This is a genomic window from Flavobacterium jejuense (genome assembly GCF_006491595.2).
GTDB lineage: Bacteria > Bacteroidota > Bacteroidia > Flavobacteriales > Flavobacteriaceae > Flavobacterium > Flavobacterium jejuense.
In genome coordinates this window covers 150,760-171,378 of the sequence record NZ_VEVQ02000004.1, presented here as the reverse complement: position 1 = coordinate 171,378, position 20,619 = coordinate 150,760, and the positions used below count along the sequence as shown (strand labels likewise).

The 20,619-nt window shown below is 32.0% G+C and carries 9 protein-coding genes and 1 pseudogene; 7 read left to right on the top strand and 3 right to left on the bottom strand.

Annotated features, from left to right (window positions below):
* From FIA58_RS21870 to FIA58_RS07680, 7 genes and pseudogenes are all read left to right on the top strand, one after another.
* Positions 1–1,366, top strand: a pseudogene (locus FIA58_RS21870) (hypothetical protein); the annotation flags it as partial.
* A 64-nt stretch (positions 1,367–1,430) separates the two neighbouring features.
* Entirely contained in the window at positions 1,431–11,921 is a 10,491-nt protein-coding gene (locus FIA58_RS07705; protein WP_140961837.1) for a T9SS type B sorting domain-containing protein, read from the top strand.
* Between the two features lie 58 nt (positions 11,922–11,979).
* On the top strand, positions 11,980–12,933 hold the full coding sequence (locus FIA58_RS07700) for a PorP/SprF family type IX secretion system membrane protein (RefSeq protein ID WP_140961835.1): 954 nt from the start codon (positions 11,980–11,982) through the stop codon (positions 12,931–12,933).
* Positions 12,934–13,018: 85 nt separating this feature from the next.
* Positions 13,019–14,209, top strand: coding sequence for a phosphoglycerate kinase (locus FIA58_RS07695; protein ID WP_140961833.1), 1,191 nt, complete (start codon positions 13,019–13,021; stop codon positions 14,207–14,209).
* A gap of 49 nt (positions 14,210–14,258) precedes the next feature.
* Complete coding sequence (locus FIA58_RS07690) at positions 14,259–15,752, top strand: lytic transglycosylase domain-containing protein (protein ID WP_208022778.1); 1,494 nt, start codon at positions 14,259–14,261, stop codon at positions 15,750–15,752.
* Positions 15,753–15,764: 12 nt separating this feature from the next.
* A complete protein-coding gene (locus FIA58_RS07685) occupies positions 15,765–16,745 on the top strand; it encodes a DUF4837 family protein (protein WP_140961831.1) in 981 nt (326 codons plus the stop codon).
* 71 nt (positions 16,746–16,816) lie between these two features.
* Entirely contained in the window at positions 16,817–17,269 is a 453-nt protein-coding gene (locus FIA58_RS07680) for a GNAT family N-acetyltransferase (RefSeq protein ID WP_140961829.1), read from the top strand.
* On the opposite strand, the gene FIA58_RS07675 is transcribed toward FIA58_RS07680, so the two are convergent.
* The 3 genes from FIA58_RS07675 to FIA58_RS07665 are packed head-to-tail and all read right to left on the bottom strand — an operon-like array spanning position 17,266 to position 20,562.
* A complete protein-coding gene (locus tag FIA58_RS07675) occupies positions 17,266–18,090 on the bottom strand; it encodes an OmpA family protein (protein ID WP_140961827.1) in 825 nt (274 codons plus the stop codon). The genes FIA58_RS07680 and FIA58_RS07675 overlap by 4 nt on opposite strands.
* 1 nt (position 18,091) lies before the next feature.
* Entirely contained in the window at positions 18,092–19,726 is a 1,635-nt protein-coding gene (locus FIA58_RS07670) for a S41 family peptidase (RefSeq protein WP_140961825.1), read from the bottom strand.
* Positions 19,726–20,562, bottom strand: coding sequence for a DUF4349 domain-containing protein (locus tag FIA58_RS07665; RefSeq protein ID WP_140961823.1), 837 nt, complete (start codon positions 20,560–20,562; stop codon positions 19,726–19,728). Before FIA58_RS07665 ends, FIA58_RS07670 begins: the two co-directional genes overlap by 1 nt.
* Between the last annotated feature and the right edge of the window lie 57 nt (positions 20,563–20,619).

The window sequence follows — 20,619 nt, the reverse complement described above, 5'->3', positions numbered from 1 at the left end:
ACAAGCCGAGAAAGATAGATTGGCTAGAGAACAAGCTGAGAAAGAAAGATTGGCTAGAGAGCAAGCTGAGAAAGAAAGATTGGCTAAAGAACAAGCCGAGAAAGATAGATTGGCTAGAGAACAAGCTGAGAAAGAAAGATTGGCTAGAGAGCAAGCTGAGAAAGAAAGATTGGCTAAAGAACAAGCCGAGAAAGATAGATTAGCAAGAGAGCAAGCAGAAAAAGCTAGGTTAGCTAAAGAACAAGCTGAGAAGGATAGATTAGCAAGAGAGCAAGCTGAAAAAGATAGATTAGCAAGAGAGCAAGCTGAGAAAGACAGATTAGCTAGAGAGCAAGCTGAAAAAGATAGATTAGCAAGAGAGCAAGCTGAGAAAGACAGATTAGCTAGAGAACAAGCTGAAAAGGATAGATTAGCTAGAGAACAAGCAGCTAATGCAAAACTTTCAGTAGGAGATAAAATTGCTAATATTGAAAGCAAATTGAATATCTCTAATAATTTATTAGATGATTATAAAAGTGATATTAACGAAAGAACTAAAAAATCGGATGATTTAATTAAGAAATTAGACTCACTTGTTACTGAGCGTGATTTAGATTTAAAAGCATTTATAGCTGAAGATGATCCTAATTATAGAGGTCCAGCAAGAAAATTTGTGAGTACAACTCAACAAAATGCTCAATTAAATGCTATTAAGAGTCAAATTTCAAGTAACAAAAAAGTATTTGATGATTTAATTTTTGATTTTGAAAATGCAAATAGAGCGAGGTTAAATGAAATGAAAGAAAAAGGTTTAAATAATGAAGATGCTAAACAGTTAAATGAGTATTATGACAGTGTATTAACTGATTTGAAAAATAAAAAACAAAAATATATTGATTTAGAAAAATTAGCAGATTCAAAAATTAAACAAATTAATGCTGATGTCGAAGAAGAGAGATTGAGAAGAATTAAGAAAGCAGAATATAATAGTGAACAGCAAAGAATTGAAAATGATCAGAGAAACTTAGAGAATATCAAAAATTCTGCAACTAATGGTCAAAACACACAAGGACAAGAAGTAAGTGGTAATTTATTAGATAATGAACCAGTAACTAACGATATTCCTATTGTTAAGAAAATGAATAATGTTGCAAGTGGATACTATGTTGTCTTAGGTAAGTTCAAGGACACTAAACAAAGAGATGCTTTTATTAAACAAGTTGTCTCAGAAGGAGGAACAAGTGTGAATCAGTTTTATAATATTTACGACGGAAACTATTACGTTTTCTTAGGTAAATTTGACGAATTGAGTCCAGCAACAAACGAATTAAGTAAAAGAGGAACTAAATCATATAATAAAAAAATGAAAATAGTTCAGGTTCAATAAGTTAAATGTTAATTTTATATTAATTTTTTTTATTACTTTTAAAGGTCTTAAAATCTAGAATACTATGAAACAAAAAATTACCCTACTAAGAAAAATAGTATATCTCGCTCTAATTATGACGAGTTCAACTATTTTTGCCCAGAATTTTGTACCATTTAACCCCAGAGCACAGGGAACTTTTGTTGGACTAAAAGGAAATATGCTCCAAATTGGGAACAATATCCTAAACCGAAGCTCAGGACCATTGGGTGCCAATAATCCTTATAACGGAACAGATGTAAATAATAGTTTCAATATGCAATATATTGATATTGACGGTGATGCCTCTACCTTCAATTCATCTACTGCTAATTTGACAGTTCCAGTTGCAACCGCAGGTTGTTATAGAATTGTTTATGCAGGATTATATTGGGCGGGTGTTTATAATCCTAACAATATTGGAAATCAAGTTGATAGAACTAAGTTAAATCAGGTTAAATTCAAATTACCAGGAGGCAATTACATTAATATAACTGGAACCACAATATTTGACACTTTTACAGTAGGTCAGCCAGTTTCAAGTGATAATTATGGGTACGCGGCATATTATGATGTTACTAGTTTAGTCCAAGCTCTTCCTAGTGCAAACGGGACATATGGTGTCGGAAACATACAATCTGGTTTAGGAGGTAATACTTCGGGAGGTTGGAATTTGATAATGGTATACGAGGATCCATTAACCACTGCAAAAAATATAACTATATTCGATGGATTTAGTAATATTAGAAGTGGTGATCCAGCATTAGATATTCCAATTTCTGGTTTTAATTCTATTCCAATTGGCCCTGTAAGAGCGCAATTGGCTTTTGCTGCTTTAGAAGGTGATTATGCTTATACAAATGATAGATTAAGAGTTAATGGAACTAGTATGACAATTCCTACTAGAGCTGCAAATAACTTTTTTAATAGTACAATAAATGATATAAATGGGGCTTATACAGCTAGAAATATTAATAGTACTAATTTACTTGGTTTTGACGCTGGTATTATCAATGTACCCAACCCAGGAAATGGAGTTATTGCAAATAATGCAACTAATGCAACCATTAGATTAGAGACTAGTAATGACTCTTATGTATATTATATGAATGCCTTTGCGATTGAAGTTATTCAACCGCAAATTAATTTAGTAAAAGTTGTAAGAGATTTAGGAGGAAATGATATTGGAAACTCTACCGTAGCTTTAGGTCAAGAAATTTATTACGATTTAGATTTTCAAAATATAGGAAATGACGATGCTATTGGCTTTACTATTATGGATCAATTACCTATTAATGTTACTTTCTTGCCGGCAGACATTGTAGTGCCTCCAGGAGTAACTTATGTTTTTGATTCAGTTACAAATACCTTAACATTTACAATACCTGATAATTTAGTAACAGAGTTTGGTGCAAATTATCAAATAAGAATTAGAGTAAGGGTAGCAGAAAATTGTTATGATTTAAGAGATGCTTGTTCAAATGAGATAACAAATACAGCCTATAAAACATACAGCAGTTCAACTTCTGGAAATGTAGTAGAAAATCAACAACCAAGTGCCTCAGGAATTGATGCATGTTTATTTCCTACTCCAGGAGCAACAAATTTTATAGCTGATATAGATGATTGTACATTTGAAGCTGAAGAAGTTTTGTGTGGTTCGTCAGTTACATTAACGGCTGGTAGTGGCTATACTTCTTATCAGTGGCACAATGGTTCTCCGCCTAATGCAGGAAATGCTATTTCTGGAGCAACTAACCAATCTTATACTGTAAGTGCAACTGGTACATATAGTGTTGTGAATACAGCTCCTGCTCCATGTCTTTCAATTGTAGAAACATTTAATGTAGTTGATTTTAATGGTGTAGTACCTAATCCAGTAATTCCTTACGCGGATCAAGTTGATATTTGTCCTATTGATGGTTCTGAATTGCCAAAAATTTATTTATGCGGTGCTTCCGATAGTCAATTGATTGAAACTGGTATTTTAAATGCTCAAACGATTGTTTGGGAAGTTTTAAGTACAACTGCAAATTGTACCACTTCTCCTCCACCAACTTGTCCAAATACAACTTGTCCAGATTCTGATTGGACACAAGTGGGAACGGGTCCAAATTATAATGCAGTAAATGCAGGAGAATATAGAGTAACGATTACATTCCAAAACGGATGTTTTAGAACCTACTACTTCAATGTATATAAGAATTTATTTACTCCTACAGTTGTTGCAACGGATGAAATTTGTAATACTCCTGGTACGATTACTGTAAATGGAGTGCCACCAACAGGATATGAATTCAGTATAACTAGTCCAACAGGACCTTGGCAACAAAACAATAATATTTTTAATAATGTTTCAGCAGGTACTTATACAGTATACACACAGCAAATAGGTGGTGGTGTTGGAAACTGTTTATTTAGTATTCCAAATGTGGTTGTAAATTTAAGAAATTTTGATGTTGATGTCATTGTTCAAGACGCCCTTTGTAATGGAGATAAAGGTGAAATAAGAGTTCAAGTAAATAATGTAGAACCGCAATATTCTTATCAGTTATTATTAGGAGGCAACCCATTTGCTTCAGCTGGACCAATTGACGCAAATGACTACACGTTTTCAAATTTAAATGCTGGAAATTACACGCTTAACGTTACAACAACAGATGGATGTACATACACCCAAAATATAACAATATCTAATCCACCCTTATTAACGGTTACAGGTGCAGTCACTATTCCTCTTACATGTACAGATGGAGAAATAACACTTTATCCAGTAGGCGGTACACCTCCATACATATATACAGTTAGTGGTGATCCAGATTTATATTCTGTTCCAAATTTTGTAATAACAACACCAGGAACTTACGACTTTACAGTAACTGATAATAATAACTGTACAGCAACTACTAGTGTTACTATTGATGCAATTCCTCCACCTGTTTTTACAGTAACTCAAACAGATATTTTGTGTTACGGTGAGTCTACAGGAGAGATTGTATTTAATGTAACGAATACTAATGGTTATACTATATTATACAGTATAGATAATGGTGGTAATTTTAGTTCAAATCCTGTTTTTTCTAATTTAACAGCAGGAACATACGAGACTTTAATTCAATATTCACTAAATGGCAATGACTGTTTTACTGTAGCTCAAACAATTACAATTACTCAACCAGCCATTGCCTTAACTGCTTCTGCAGGAGTTTCTGAATTAGCAGGTTGTGGACCAAACGGAGAAGGTAAAGTTAGAATTACAAACCCTCAAGGAGGAACAGGAACTTATGAATATAGTTTTGATGGTGGTTCAACATGGATAGCAGCAAATGAAGCTTATTTACCTCCAGGAACTCATGTAGTTTGTATTAGAGATTCAAATTTATGTAGTTTTTGTTCTAGTGTAACAATAGATCCACCTCCACAAGAGCCAACTATTACAGTAAATGATCCAGATTTTAATTGTGACGGTTCAGCAACTACTACTATTACAGTAAATAATAATGGAGGAAATTTTTCTTATACCTATTTATTAGATGGAAACCCTAATACACCTCCAGATAATAATGTATTTACTAATGTACCTTGTGGACCACATAATGTTACTGTTCAATATGAAACATTAACATTCCCAACATATAGTAATTTACTATTCGAAGATTTTGGAGTAGGAGCACCTACTACAACACCAGGTATTAATACTGCTTATTGTTTTGAAAATCAATCGGGTGTACATCCTCCTGGATATACATGTAATTTAGATGATTTTATTAATGATGGAGAATATGGAGTTACTCCAAGAATTAACCCAAGGTTTGGTTCATGGAACGATCCTAGAGATCATACTTCAAATGGAACAAACCCTAACGGAAGGTTTTTATGTGTAAACATAGGAGGTACAGCTGGTATTGGTGGAATATTATATAGTAAGCCCATAAATAATATTATTCCAAATCAAGATATTCAAGTGTCTTTATGGGCAATGAACTTAATTAATAGTGGTAGCCCTGGTTTAGGTGATCCTAGTTTAACAATTCAATTAATTTATGATCTTGGTCTACCTTCTGAGGTAATTGTTGCTACTACACCAACTGCTTCTCCAATTAATGTTCCTAAGTCAAATCAATGGGAAACCTATAGCTTGGCTTTAAACCCTGGAGCTTATACTTCGTTGAGTTTTGTTATTCGTTCATATAGTAACGTAATTAATGGAAACGATGTAGTTATTGATGATATAAATGTTTTTCAATTACCAATAGCATGTATTACAGAAGTTGATTTTCCTGTATCAATAGATTGTAATCAAGCATTTTCTGCACAAATTACTAGTTCAAGCGATGTAAGTTGTAATGGAGCTAATGACGGTCAAATTACAATTGCTGCTCAAAACTTTGATACTCAATTTTATTATACAATTACAGATTCAAGTAACAATGTAACAGGTCCAATTGCTTCAACTACTTCACCTGTAACTATTACAGGTTTAGGAGCTGATTCGTATACCATTGATATTCAATACGATTTATCTTCAACACCTTGTTCATTCCCATTTACTCAAGTTATAGGTCAGCCAAATGCTCTAGTAGCTAGTGCAGTTTTATCTAGTCCTGCTACTTGTTTAACTGGTGGTACAATTACTGCTTCTGCTTCGGGTGGAACACCTAATTATCAATATGAATTACAAGATACTTTAGGAAATATTATTGCACCTTATAGCTTAAGCGCCAATAATGTGTTTTCTAATTTACCACCAGGTGATTATATTGTAGTGGTTCAAGATGCATTATTATGTACAGATCCTATTGATTTAGCTATAAATATTCCAGTACCTACTCCACCAACAGCGGTAATTGATGTTACATCTGATTTATGTTATGATGGAGTTAATGGTGCTACAATTGTAGTTACAGCTTCAGGAGGAGTAACTCCTTATACTTATAGTATTAATGGAAGTACATTTGGAACTAGTAATACTTTTGCAGTAACACCTGGTAACTATACCATTATTGTAAGAGATGATTATGGTTGTGAAGTTACCTTACCAGCTGTAAATATTGCTCCACAATTAACTGCTAATGCTGTTTTAACAAGTGATTTAGATTGTTCAACTTCACCAGATGCCGCTATTGATGTAACCATAAATGGAGGAACACCTGCTTACACTTATGAAGTATTATTTAATACAGCATCTTTAGGAACTTTCCCTGTAACAGGTTCTACCTTTACTTATACAACAGCAAATCCAGGTAATTATCAATTCGTAATCACTGATGCGATAGGTTGTTCAGTAACGACTACAACAGTTACTGTAATACCATTACCAGTATTGAATGTTCCTGTACTTTCACAAACAGCATTTAATTTATGTAACGGAGATAGTAATGGTGCTTTTACAGTTACTGCTTCTGGTGGTTTATCTCCTTATACATATAGTATTGATGGAACTAATTTTCAGTCTGGAAATAATTTTACAGGGTTAACAGCAGGCAATTATACGGTTACAGTTATGGATGCCAATTCATGTACTGAAACAGAAACAATAACTTTAACTCAACCCGATCCTATTAATTTTACCATAGTTAAAACAGATATACAGTGTGGTGCAACAGGTACAGAACCAGGTTCAATTGATGTAACAAATGTAACAGGAGGAACGGCTCCATTTACATACAATATTGATAATTCTACAGGTACTTATACAGATACTTTTATTGCAGCTTCAGGACAAGATCATTCTTTTCCTATTTTAAATTTTGGAATCTATACCGTTGAAGTAGTTGATGCTAATGGTTGTGTTTTGGTACAAAACAATATTAGAATTGCTTCACCTCCAAATAGTTTGAATATTGTTGTTCTTCCAACTGCGGATTGTTCTTCTGGTTCACTTAATGTGTGTGTAAATACTTCAGTTGCTGGAGGACCATACCATTTTGCAATTTACCAAGATTTATCTCCTACAAACCCACCTTATCCAACATATCCAAGTGCTGTATATCAAGATGCTGATCCATCAGATCCTTCTGGTTTATGTACGACAATTACTAATTTAATTCCAGGTATTACTTATAGTATTATCGTTTATGATGAGAGTACAAATTGTTATTATTTTCAGACAGCTCCAGGACCAATACCTACACTGTCTAGTATTACTTCAACAGTTACACCTCATAATGTAACTTGTACAGGAGCTAATGATGGAAGTGTGTCGTTTACAGTTAGTGGATACTCAGGAACAAGTGTTTCATATCAAATATATCAAGCTTTAAATAACACTCCATTCGGAGTAATTGGAACTACAACTGGTCTAACAGGGGCTCCTTTTACAGTAAATAATTTTGGAGTGTTACCTCCAGGAGAATATTTTGTTCTCTTAACTGAAAATGATGGTTCAAATACTGGATGTACACAAACATCTGTAAACTTTACAATTTCTGAATCGCCTGTCTTGTTATCTGTAACAGCAGCCGTGACTCATAATGATAATCTATGTTCTGAAGCAGGGCAAATCACTGTTACTGGTTCTAATGGTACACCACCATATAGTTATCAAATTGTTGCTGGTACAGGTAATCCAGCTCCTCTTCCATCTTCATGGCCAGGTCAATCATCAAATGTATTTAGTAATCTTGCAGGTGGTTCTTATGATATATATATTCAAGATGCTAATGGTTGTATTCAACCATTTACTAGTGTAAATATACCAACTGATACTAGTCCAGATATAACTGTAGTTCTTGACCCAGCAACACTTTGTAACCCAAATGATGGAAGTTATAGTATTACAGTTACAACAAATGCTGCAGTTGGTGTGCCACCATTCACATATAGTGTAAATGGAAGTGCTTTTGCAACATATCCAACAAATCCATTTACGGTTTCAGGTTTAAATTCTGGTACGCAAACAGTTATTATTAAGGATACTAATGGTTGTACAGAAACAGAAACCATTATTATTAATCCTCCATTGAATGTAAATATTACTCCTTCTATTGCAGTAACAGGAAATTGTGGTTCTAGTGATGGAATTATAACTGTAAATGCAGCAGGTGGTTCAGGAAACTATACTTATACAATAACTCCTAACGGAGCACCTATAACTCAATCTGGAAATGTTTTCTCAAATATTCCAGCAGGGTCTTATGTAGTTACTGTAACTGATAATACGACAGGATGTTTTATAAATACAAATGTCACTTTGGTTCAACCAACAAATCCTTCTTTTACAAATACTGTCGTAGATGTTACTTGTAATGGTGGTTCTAATGGTTTAATAACAATTAATTTAACAGGTTCTAACCCTGATGTTCCATATAGTTATGAAATTACTGCAGGTCCAGTAACATTTCCTTCTCAACCAGGTAATGTATTTAGCGGATTACCAGCAGGAAACTATACAGTAGTAGTAACTTCTGGAAGAGGATGTACAACAACTCAAGTTATAACAGTTAATGAACCAGCTCTAATTGTGGTTCCAACACCGACAGTAACAGAGTTTGGATGTAACGCAGGTACTAATACTGTTAACAATGCTTCTATTGTTGTAACTGGTGTAACTGGTGGTTCAGGAACATATATTAATTATGTGTTTATTCAAGGAGGTACAACTCTTCAATCAGGCACTAGTAATACATATTTAGAACCTAATGTTGCTGGTGGAAATTATACAATTGAAGTATACGATAATAATGGATGTATTGGATCTACAATAGCTACCATAGCTCCATTTATTCAAATATCAAATCCAACGGTAACAGTTACTTCACCAATTACTTGTACAACATTGGAAGATATTACTATCAACGTGACTACAACTGGTGGAGTTCCTACAACATTGAATTATACGGTAACTGGTTATCCATCAAATGCTCTACCATATAACGTAACCCAAGTAAACAATCCAAATTTCACAGGATTAACAATTGGTAGTTATGATGTTTTTGTAGAAAATGCGACTACAGGATGTATAGTTCAAACTATTCATTATGTGTTTAATCCAAATACATTCATTGTTAATGCAACTGTAGACAACAATGTCACTTGTTTTGGTGGTACAGATGGAAGTGTGAGTTTCACTTTTGTTGATCAAAATTTAACACCAACAAATGATGCTGGGCCATTTACTTATGACATCTTAAATTCATCTAATGTTTCTGTAGCGTCTGGTTCAAGTCTATCCGCAGGACCATTTACTGTAAATAACTTACCAGCTGGAGTTTATCAATTAACGACTACATTAACAGGAAGTCCTTATTGTCCTGCGGTTACTAACTTTACAATAACGCAACCAATTGCAGCCTTAACTATTGCTACAACAAATACACCTATTACTTGTAATCCAGGTAATGATGGTAGTATTTCTGCTGTAGGTTCAAATGGATGGGGAGGACCTTATGAATATCAAATTCAAGGCCCAGTTAATGTAGCTTGGTCATCAACAGCTAGTTTTACAGGCTTAAGTGCTGGTACTTATACGGTAAGTGTGAGAGATAATGTTGGATGTGTAGTTTCGACTACGGTTGATTTAGTTGACCCAACTCCTATATCAGCTACAATTAGTGCAACACCAACTGCTTTATTGTGTGTGGGTGATAATACTGCTACAATTACAGTATCTGGTACAACGGGCGGATATGGAAGTGGTTACTTATATAGTTTAAATACTATTTCTGTTACTCCAAATATAAGCTCAGCTCCACAAACAAATAATATATTTCCTAATTTAGGAGCAGGAACTTATAATGTTACCATAACTGATTCTTTCAATTGTACTTTTACAACTGTAAATGTTACGATTACAGAACCAGCTGATCAAGTTGTTGCTACTTTAGCTCAAATATATGATCCAACTTGTCAAACAGATGCAATTTTAGAATTAACTGCTACTGGTGGAACTGCTCCATATAGTTATAGCTTAACTTCTGGAGGAACATATATACCTTTTGGAGGTTCTAATTCTGTACAATTTACAGTTCCTGCTGGTACTTATGAATATTATGTATTGGATGCTAACAACTGTATTGAAGTGGTTTCTAATACTCAAGTTGTGGAACCAGTAATACCTGTTTCTGTTTCTGTAGATTTATCGGATACTTCAATCAGTTGTAATGGGTTTACTACTGCAATTACTGCAACAGCTACTAATGGATTAGGTAATTATACATATAATTTAGTACCAAACAATGGTGCGATTCAGGGTAATCCAGGAGTATTTACTAATGTTTCCGCAGGAACTTATACTGTTGAAGTAATAGATGGTGATTGTAGTGGTGTTTCTCAATCATTCACTATTACAGAACCACCAGCAATAGATATTACAACATCAACATCAACTGATGTTACTTGTGCCGATAATCCAACAAATGGTACAATTACAGTTGTTGCAAGTGGTGGAACAGGAACAATTCAGTATTCTATTTCATCAGCACCAAATGAAACAGTTAATTCGGGTGTGTTTACAGATTTAGCACCAGGTACTTATACAGTTTATGTACAAGATGAAAGTGGATGTAGTGTTGGTCCATTCCCTTTTACAATAAACAATGCACCAGAATTTAATCTTGTAGATGTGGCTCCTCTTGCAGAGATTTGTTTTGGAGATGGTGGTTCAGCAACATTTAGTGTTTCTGGAGCAACACCTGGAACAACGGGATATACTGCAACAGAAACTACTGATCCAACATTAACTCAAAATTCGCCAACTGGAGATTTTAGTTTTCCAAATCTTCCTCCTAGAGATTATCAATTCATAGTAACTGATGCTAATGGTTGTGCTTATTCTATTGAGTTTACCATAGACGAAGGTAAGGATATCCAAGCAGATTACTTAATTGAAACAATTTGTGTGAATGATGTACCACAAGCTAATGTGACTATTTTATATAATGATACAATTGATATAACTGAACTTACATTTGATCTAGATAATGGTGCAGAAATTCTACCACTTGGAGAAAATATATTCGAGAATGTTACAAGTGGACCTCATGTTGTTACTGTAACTCATACGAATACATGTCAACAACAGGTTAACTTTACTGTTGTTTTACCATCGACTCCTAATTTAACTGTTTTGGAAAGTGGTTTAAATCAATTTACCATGTCAACAACAGATGGAGTAGCACCGTATGAGTATACAATTCTAAATAGTAATGGTACTGTTCTTTATGTTGGATCTAACAATGTCTACTTCATTAATCAAACAGATACTTATACTGTTATTGTTACTGATGCAAATGGATGTACAGATACTAAAGATATTTTCATAGAGTTCTTTGATGTTGAAATTCCTGATTATTTTACACCAGGAGGTGATGGTAATAATGATACATGGAGTCCTAATTATTTAGATAATTATCCTAAAGCAGTTACTTATGTTTTCGATAGGTATAGCAGAAAAATAATTACTTTACATCCTGGAGAATCTTGGGATGGAACCTATATGGGTAATGATTTACCATCTGGAGATTACTGGTATGTCTTGAAATTAAATGGAGAGACTGATGCAAGAGAGTTTATAGGTAACTTCACATTATATAGATAATAAAAAAAAGACTAAGCCTATTCTACAATAGGCTTAGTATTAAATAAAAGATATTAAAATGAAAAAAATAGCCCTATTTTTAATACTATTTAGTTTGTATCAATTGGAAGCACAAGAGCTTACAATACCTCAACAAACGCAGTATTTAGCTGATAATCCTTTTTCTCTGTCTCCTACTTTTGCTGGTATTGGAGATAACGCAAGAATTCGTATTAATGGACTTACTCAATGGGTTGGAATAAAAGATTCTCCTATAAATCAGTCTTTAGCAGCAGATTTTCGTATAGCTGATAGATCAGGAGTTGGTGTTTTTTTATATAATGATAAAAATGGTAACACGAGACAATATGGTGCTAAATTATCTTTTGCTCAGCATTTGATTTTAGATTATGATAGTGAACAATATTTATCTTTAGGAATTTCATTCAATTTAAATCATTTTAGAATTGATATTGAAAACTTTAGTAATCAACTTGATCCTGCAATTAATGGGGATAGAGCGACTCAAAATTATAATTTCGATATAGGGTTTCTATACAGGTATAAAGACTTTTTTATAAGTTATAATGCTTCAAATATCTTAGATAAAAACATAAGAGAAGTTAATTTTCTTGAACCAGATTTACTATTGAATCATCAAGTATATTTTGGAACTAAGTTTAGAAGTAGTGGTTCTAGTTTTGAAATCGAACCTTCAGCTTTAGTGCAATATTATCAAAGTGACGGTCGCTCTACAACGGATTTAAACATCAAGTTTAAAAAGCATTTTTACGAAGATTATTTTTGGATAGGTGCAACTGCAAGATTCTTAAATGAACAATCTCTTACTCCAGTAACCGTTGGACCAGTTGTAGGTCTTAGAAAAAGTAATTTCTATTTTGGTTATTCCTATCAAATTAATACAAATGAGCTTTTATCATATAATTCTGGAACACACATGATTACTATTGGTTTTGACTTTTTGCAAAGTTTAAGTAATTGTCCATGTACTCAAAATAGAATTGTATATTAAAAATAAACAATTACATTTGAAAAGTTTACTACAGTTCTATTTTGGGATTGTAGTAAACTTTAACAATTAAACACATTACGAATAAATGAAAACACTAAACGATTTTAATTTTAACAATCAAAGAGCTATTATAAGAGTAGATTTTAATGTTCCTTTAGATGAGCACTTCAACGTAACAGATACTACCAGAATAGAAGCCGCAAAACCTACAATTGATAAAATTATCTCAGATGGTGGAAGTGTAGTTTTAATGAGTCACTTAGGAAGGCCTAAAGGATTTGAAAACAATTATTCTTTAGAGCACATAGTTGGTTCTGTTGAAAAAATACTAGATTACAAAGTGAAATTTGTTAAAGATTGTATTGGTTCTGATGTAGAACAAGCTATTAAGGAATTACAAACAGGTGAAGTTCTTTTACTTGAAAATTTAAGATTCTATAGCGAGGAAGAAAAAGGTGATTTAAGTTTTGCTGAAAAACTTTCAAAGTTTGGTGATATTTATGTTAATGATGCTTTTGGCACTGCTCATAGAGCTCATGCTTCTACAACTATTATTGCTCAATTTTTTCCAAATAAAAAATGCTTTGGTTTATTATTAGCCAAAGAAATTGAAAGTATAAATAAGGTGCTTTCTGATTCTGAAAAACCTGTGACAGCTATTTTAGGCGGTAGTAAAGTGTCCTCAAAAATAACGGTTATTGAAAATATTTTAGATAAAGTAAACCATATGATTATTGGTGGTGGAATGACATTTACTTTTGTTAAAGCACTTGGTGGTAAAATAGGAGATTCAATTTGTGAAGATGACAAATTGGATTTAGCTATTGAGATTTTAAAACAAGCAAAGGAAAAAGGTGTACAAATTCATTTACCTATAGATGTAGTTGCTGCTGATTCTTTTTCTAATGATGCAAAAACGCAGATTGTAGATGTAAAACAAATTCCAGATGGATGGCAAGGTCTTGATGCTGGTCCAAAATCACTTGCAATATTTGATAGAATTTTGAAAGATTCTAAAACTATTTTATGGAATGGACCATTAGGTGTTTTCGAAATGGAAACATTTTCAAAAGGAACTATTGCACTTGGAGAATCTATTGCAGAAGCTACTAAAAGTGGTGCTTTTTCATTAGTAGGTGGAGGAGATAGTGTGGCAGCTGTTAAGCAATTTGGTCTAGAACCAAAAATGAGCTATGTGTCTACTGGTGGTGGAGCCATGTTAGAAATGCTTGAAGGTAGAGTTTTACCTGGAATTGCTGCTATTTTAAAAGATTAAATATATATTAGTTATAGTAATATGCTCCAAATAAACTAAAACTATAAAAATGAGAAAAATTAGATTTACAGTTGTTGTTCTTTTGTTAACCTGTAGTTTCTTTGCACAAGAGCCAAGAAAAGAAATGGATGTAGCTGTTTTAAAAACAGTTTATTTAGATTCTATTAAAGCGACCTTTACCAATCACAATACAAGTAATTGTATTGATGAAAGATGGCTTGCGGAATTGTCTAATGAAGAAATATTTGAAAATATGTATTCAGATATTACTGAAATTGATATGGATTCTTTAGTTACTTTTGATTTATCTACAGAATTGTTAAAGAAAAGACTTAAGAAGTTAGATAGTAAATCACCATTTAATATTGAATATAACCCTGCTCTAGAAAATGTTATTAAAACATTTTTAAAGAAACGTCAAGGTGCTTATGAAAGATTAATGGCCATTTCAGAATATTACTTCCCAATGTTTGAAGAACATTTAGCAAAATACGATGTACCTTTAGAGATTAAGTATTTAGCAATTGTAGAATCTGCTTTAAATCCAAGAGCAAAATCTAGAGTTGGTGCAAGCGGTTTATGGCAATTTATGTATCCTACTGGAAAACAATTTGATTTAGAAGTGAATTCTTTTGTAGATGAACGTTATGATCCTTTGAAAGCAACGGAAGCAGCATGTCAATATTTATCTAGTTTATACAGAATTTTTGGTGATTGGAGTATGGTTTTAGCATCGTATAATGCTGGACCAGGAAATGTATCTAAAGCTATAAGACGTTCTGGTGGAAGTCAAAACTATTGGAATATTAGAAAAAATTTACCTAGAGAAACAGCTAATTATGTTCCTGCTTTTTTAGCAACAATGTATATTTATGAATATCATAAAGAACATAAATTTGTCCCAAAGAAAGCACCTTTAACTTATTTTGAAACGGACACTGTAATGGTTAAAAGGCGTATTTCTTTTGAGCAAGTATCGGAGTTATTAGACGTACCTTTTGAACAAATTGTTTTTTTAAATCCTATTTATAAATTAGATATTATTCCATATCAGGAAGATAAAGCTCATTATTTAAGATTACCAAAGAATAAATTAGGCCTTTTTGTTTCAAACGAAGATAAGGTTTATGCCTACATTGATTTTTTAGAGACTTTTAAAGAAAAAACTATATTACCAGATGCTAATGATGTTTTAGTTAGTAGAACTAAATATCATAAAATAAGAAGAGGTGAAAGTTTGGGATTAATTGCTGACAAATACAATGTAACTATTTCTCAATTGAAAAATTGGAATAACTTAAGAGGAAATTCTATTCAAGCAGGAAAAAGTTTGAAAATTTTTTCATCGGAAAGAGTTACTTCTAAAAGTTATACTAGTTCTAGTAATAATGGGAGTAATCAAGTGTATAAGGTTAAAAAAGGAGACTCTTTATATTCAATTGCAAAAAAATTTCCAGGTATTTCTGCAGATGATATTAAAAAATGGAACGGTATTAGCAGTAATAATATTAAACCAGGCATGAAACTAAATATTAATGGCTAAAAAACCAATTTTATGAAACATTTATTTATTACATTTTTAAGTTTAATTATCTTGATTTCTTGTAAAGAAAGCGAAGCTGATAAAAAGGCTGTTTTAACGGAATCTAATGGTAAAATAAATAATGTCTCTATTATAATGGATGAGAATCTTTGGAATGGAGAAATAGGTGATAGTATTAGAAAGAAATTTGCAGCACCTATTGATGGTTTTATAAATGAAGAACCAATGTTTACATTAAATCAATATCCATCAAAGATTTTTGAAGGTTTTGTAAGAAATAGTAGAAATATTATTGTAGTAGAAAAGTCTGATCAATCAGGTTTTAGTGCAAAAAAAGATGAATTTGCAAAGCCACAGCAAGTCTTTTATATTGTTGGTAAAACGAAAGATGAAATTTTAGCTACTTTAGAAAAAAAAGCTAATGAAATTATTCAAGCCATTAAAGAGGGTGAGATTATTGAAAATCAAATTCGCTTAAAGAAAGCAGCTGTCACTGATGCGAAAGTTAGAGAAAGATTTGGTGTAGCTTTAACGATTGGATATGGCTACAAATATGACATGGTAGAAGATGATTTTTTATGGATTAGAAAAGAATTTAATTCAGGTTACAATAGTATTCTTGTTTATGAAATGCCTATTAATGTGATAGAGAATGATTCTAATGTGGTGAATAATATTGTAAAAATGCGTGATTCTATTGGTAAAAAATTTATTCATGGTACACTAGATAATACTTGGATGGTTACTGAAGAAGCCTATTCACCTTTATTTTTTGATGTTTCAATTGCTGGAAGAAAAACGTATGAAACAAAAGGGAATTGGTACTTGAAAAATGATTTTATGGCAGGACCATTTTTGAATTATGCTATTAAAGACACAAAAAACAATCGATTCCTAGTGTTAGAAGGTTTTACTTACAACCCATCTAAATCAAAACGTGATTTAGTATTTGAACTAGAAGCAATCATTAAATCGGTAAAATTTTTAAAATAAATAACATACATTTGTTAGTATAATATAAATCTCATTAGACTTTCGTTTAATGAGATTTTTACTTTTTATTTATGGAGCCTTTAATAGAATTTAAAATAAAGCGTTTTAAGGAACTTTCTCTTGATGAATTGTATTCTTTATTACAACTTAGATCGGAAGTCTTTGTGGTAGAACAAAACTGCATTTATCAAGACATTGATGGTAAAGATGAAAACGCATTGCATGTAATTGGTTATTACAATAATGAGATTGTTGCTTATACACGTATTTTTGATAAAGGATTTTACTTTGATGAAGCGTCTATAGGTAGAGTAGTGGTTAGCCCAAAATATCGTGATAAAAAATGGGGTTATCAATTAATGCAAGTATCAATTGATGCAGTTAAAGTATATTTTAATGATACTAAAATTACTATTTCTGCGCAACAATATCTGTCTAAATTTTATGAATCATTAGGTTTTGTGCAAACTAGCGAAATGTATTTAGAAGATGATATTCCACATATTGAAATGAAAAGAAGTTAATTTACTTTAGTAATTACGATTTCAACACGTCTGTCTAATAAAGGACCTTTTCCAAGTGGACGACTATTTCCAAATCCCTTATGAGTCATTCTGTCTTTTTTAATTTTCTTTATCCCAAGATACTTATAAACAGCTAGTGCTCTATTGACAGAAAGTTCTCTTTTTTTTGTGCCTCTATCTATGGCTTCTTTTTGAAAGGAAGGCGTACAACAAACATGACCTTGAATTTCAAACTCAATATTTTTAAATTTATGAAGTTGTTTTGCTAATCTATCTAATTCTTTTCTAGCAGGAAATAATAATTCACTACTTCCTCTGTCGAAGAGTAATTTGTCTAAATAAATTCGATCTCCAACAATAGGGTTTTTGGGTATGGAACCATAAACACCAGGAATTTTAAGTTCTTCTATTAGGATGGGTTTATAGTTAACTACAACATCAACTCTTCTGTTTTTGGATCGAACTTCTGGAATATTATCTAATAAATCATCATCAATTAAAATTCTTCCTTTACCTTCAATTGTAATAATTATTTTATTTTTTATTCCATTTAGCAGAAGTTCATCTCTAACTGTATTTGCTCTTTTAGTAGAAAGAATGAAATTATACTTGTCTTTGCCTCTGTCATCGCAATATCCAAATATTTCTATAGTTTCTATGGTTATTGTATCTATTTTTTTTATAAAATCTACTAGTGATTTTTTTTGATTTTCTTTTAAATTAAACTTATCAAATCCAAAATAGATAGAGTGTACTTCTTCTTCTTGTGCCTTCAATAATGAGGAACTTAAGAGTAAAAGAAAAAGTACTAAACGTTTCATGTCATTTTTTTAAAATTGAATTATATTTACTATTATCGTTTAACACGGCTTTAGCCTTATTTATGTCAATATCATTCTGAGTATAAAATTCGTAAAGTCCTTCCTTGTATTGATAACGAGTAATTAGCTCTTCTTGTAGTAATTTTTTTAATTCTTCTTTGTTTCTACTTACCTCAACATCTTGACTTTTTTCTAAAGCTAACTGTAAGGATTTGTATTCCGTTATGATAGCATCATCTATCTTCTCTTTTTTTGCTTTTTCTAATAATTCTTTTAGAGCTTTTCCTGTTTCACTATCTAAACTGTATTTTTCTTGTTTCACAAAACTTTTAAAAGTAGTAAAATCAGTTTCTGAAATTGTTGGTATTCCAGTTTGATTGGGGTTTTTATAATACAAAGTAGTTGCATAGTCAAAGACAGCATCATTTTTAACTAAGGCATCTGTGATAGTACTCTTTTTAGTCTCTTCGACAATTACATCTGGTAAAACACCACCACCATCATAAACTGTTCTTCCTCCTTTAGTTTTAAAAGCATTAAAATCATTTTTATCTATTTTAATGGCTTTTCTGTTTTTATCTTTATGTGCGTAATCCAATGCTTGAATACATCTTCCAGAAGGAGTGTAATATCTCGAAATGGTAACTTTTACTTGCGTGCCATAAGATAAATTTAAAGGTCTTTGTACCAGTCCTTTTCCAAAACTTCTATTTCCTACGACAACAGCTCGGTCTAGATCTTGTAAAGCACCAGAAACAATTTCAGATGCAGAAGCACTACTACCATTGATTAGAATGGCTAGAGGGATTTCTAAATCAATAGGTTGATTATTTGTTTTATAAGTACTATTGTGTTTTTCATTTTTTGATTTTGTAGTCACAATTACTTCGCCTTTAGGCACAAATAAATTACAAATATTCACTGCTTCATGTAACAAACCACCAGGATTTCCTCTTAAATCCAAAATGATTTTTGTTGCACCTTTTCCTTTTAATTCCAATAAAGCTGCTTTGGTTTCATTACTTGCTTTTTCTGTAAATTTTGAAAGAACAATGTAACCAGTTTTATCTTCTAGTAATGCATAAAAAGGAACGGCTTTAACTTCTACTTCATCAAGAATAATTACTGTATTTTGTTTTTTGCCTTGGCGTTCATAAGTTATGTTTACTTTAGTGTTTTTTGTGCCTCTTAATAATTGAGAGGCATCTTCTTTATATTCTTTTAGACTAATATCACCTATTTGTGTAATTTCATCACCCGCTTTTAAACCCGCTTTATCAGCTGGAAACCCTTTGTATATTTCCTTTAAAAAGACTCTTCCTTCTTTTCTTTGAACTACAGCTCCTATTCCTGTATATTCTCCTGTATTGTTAATTTTAAACTTCAACACGTCTTGTTCATTAAAAAAGACAGTGTAAGGATCTAAATCGGCCAACATGTTTTTAATAGCAATGTCCATTAATTCACCAGGATTGGTCTCATCTACATAGTTCTGGTTTACTGTTTTAAAAGCTTCAGTAAAGATTTCTATTTGTTTGGCAATTTCAAAGAAATCATTTTTAAAACTTACCGCTAAGAATAGAAATCCAATACTAAATAGGGTTATAATATATTTTTTATTTAAAAATCGTTTCATTATAATTTCTTTTTATTTCTAATTTTTTTTCTGACGAAAAAGAATAACACCACGAAAATAAGGATAAAAGGCCAAATATGTAACATTCCAAGGAAGAAACTTGACAATCCATTAAAACCAGATTTTACCGCATTCCACATCTTACTTCCATATGAAACTGTTGTTCCTGTACCTTCTGGTTTTTCTGTATACATTTCTATAGAAATGGTACTCATTGAAACGCGGTTTTGTAAATATTTTAAGCGCCCTTCTGCTACTTCAATTTCTTCTCTTATAGCAGAAAGTTCTTTTTCAATCTCTAAAATTTCGGATACTTTATTGGCTTTTTTTAGAATCTCTAAATAACGAATTTCCAAAGTATGTTTCGCTTTTAAACGAGCTTCAATATCTACAAATTCTTCAGTTACATCTTGGGCAGCTATTTCTTTTCTGTCAAAATAACTTACTCCTTTGCTTATTTCAGCAATAAAGGCATCAAAATTAGTGTTTGGTATACGAAGTGTTATGTTTCTGTATATAGAACCATAATCCGTTCCTGAATTATCATTTTGAATATACGCTTTATAGATTTTAGCAGTTTTGTAAATGTTTGAAAAACTATTTTGTAAGTCTTGCGTTTCAAAGCGTAAATGAGCAGTTTTGATGATTTTAGGATCTTCTGAATTTATTTTACTTTTTGCATCAATATTTTTTAAATTTGAAATAGAAAGTGGTTCAGATTCCTCAACGGCATCATAACTATAATTTGCATTTTCTGTAAGACTACTTTCAATCATTTCTTCTTTACAGGAAAAAACTAAAAGAGACAAAAGGAAATATGAGAATATTCTTTTCATGGCTAAACAAGATAAGTTATTGTAAGTATTAAATATACAAATAGTGATTCACAAAAA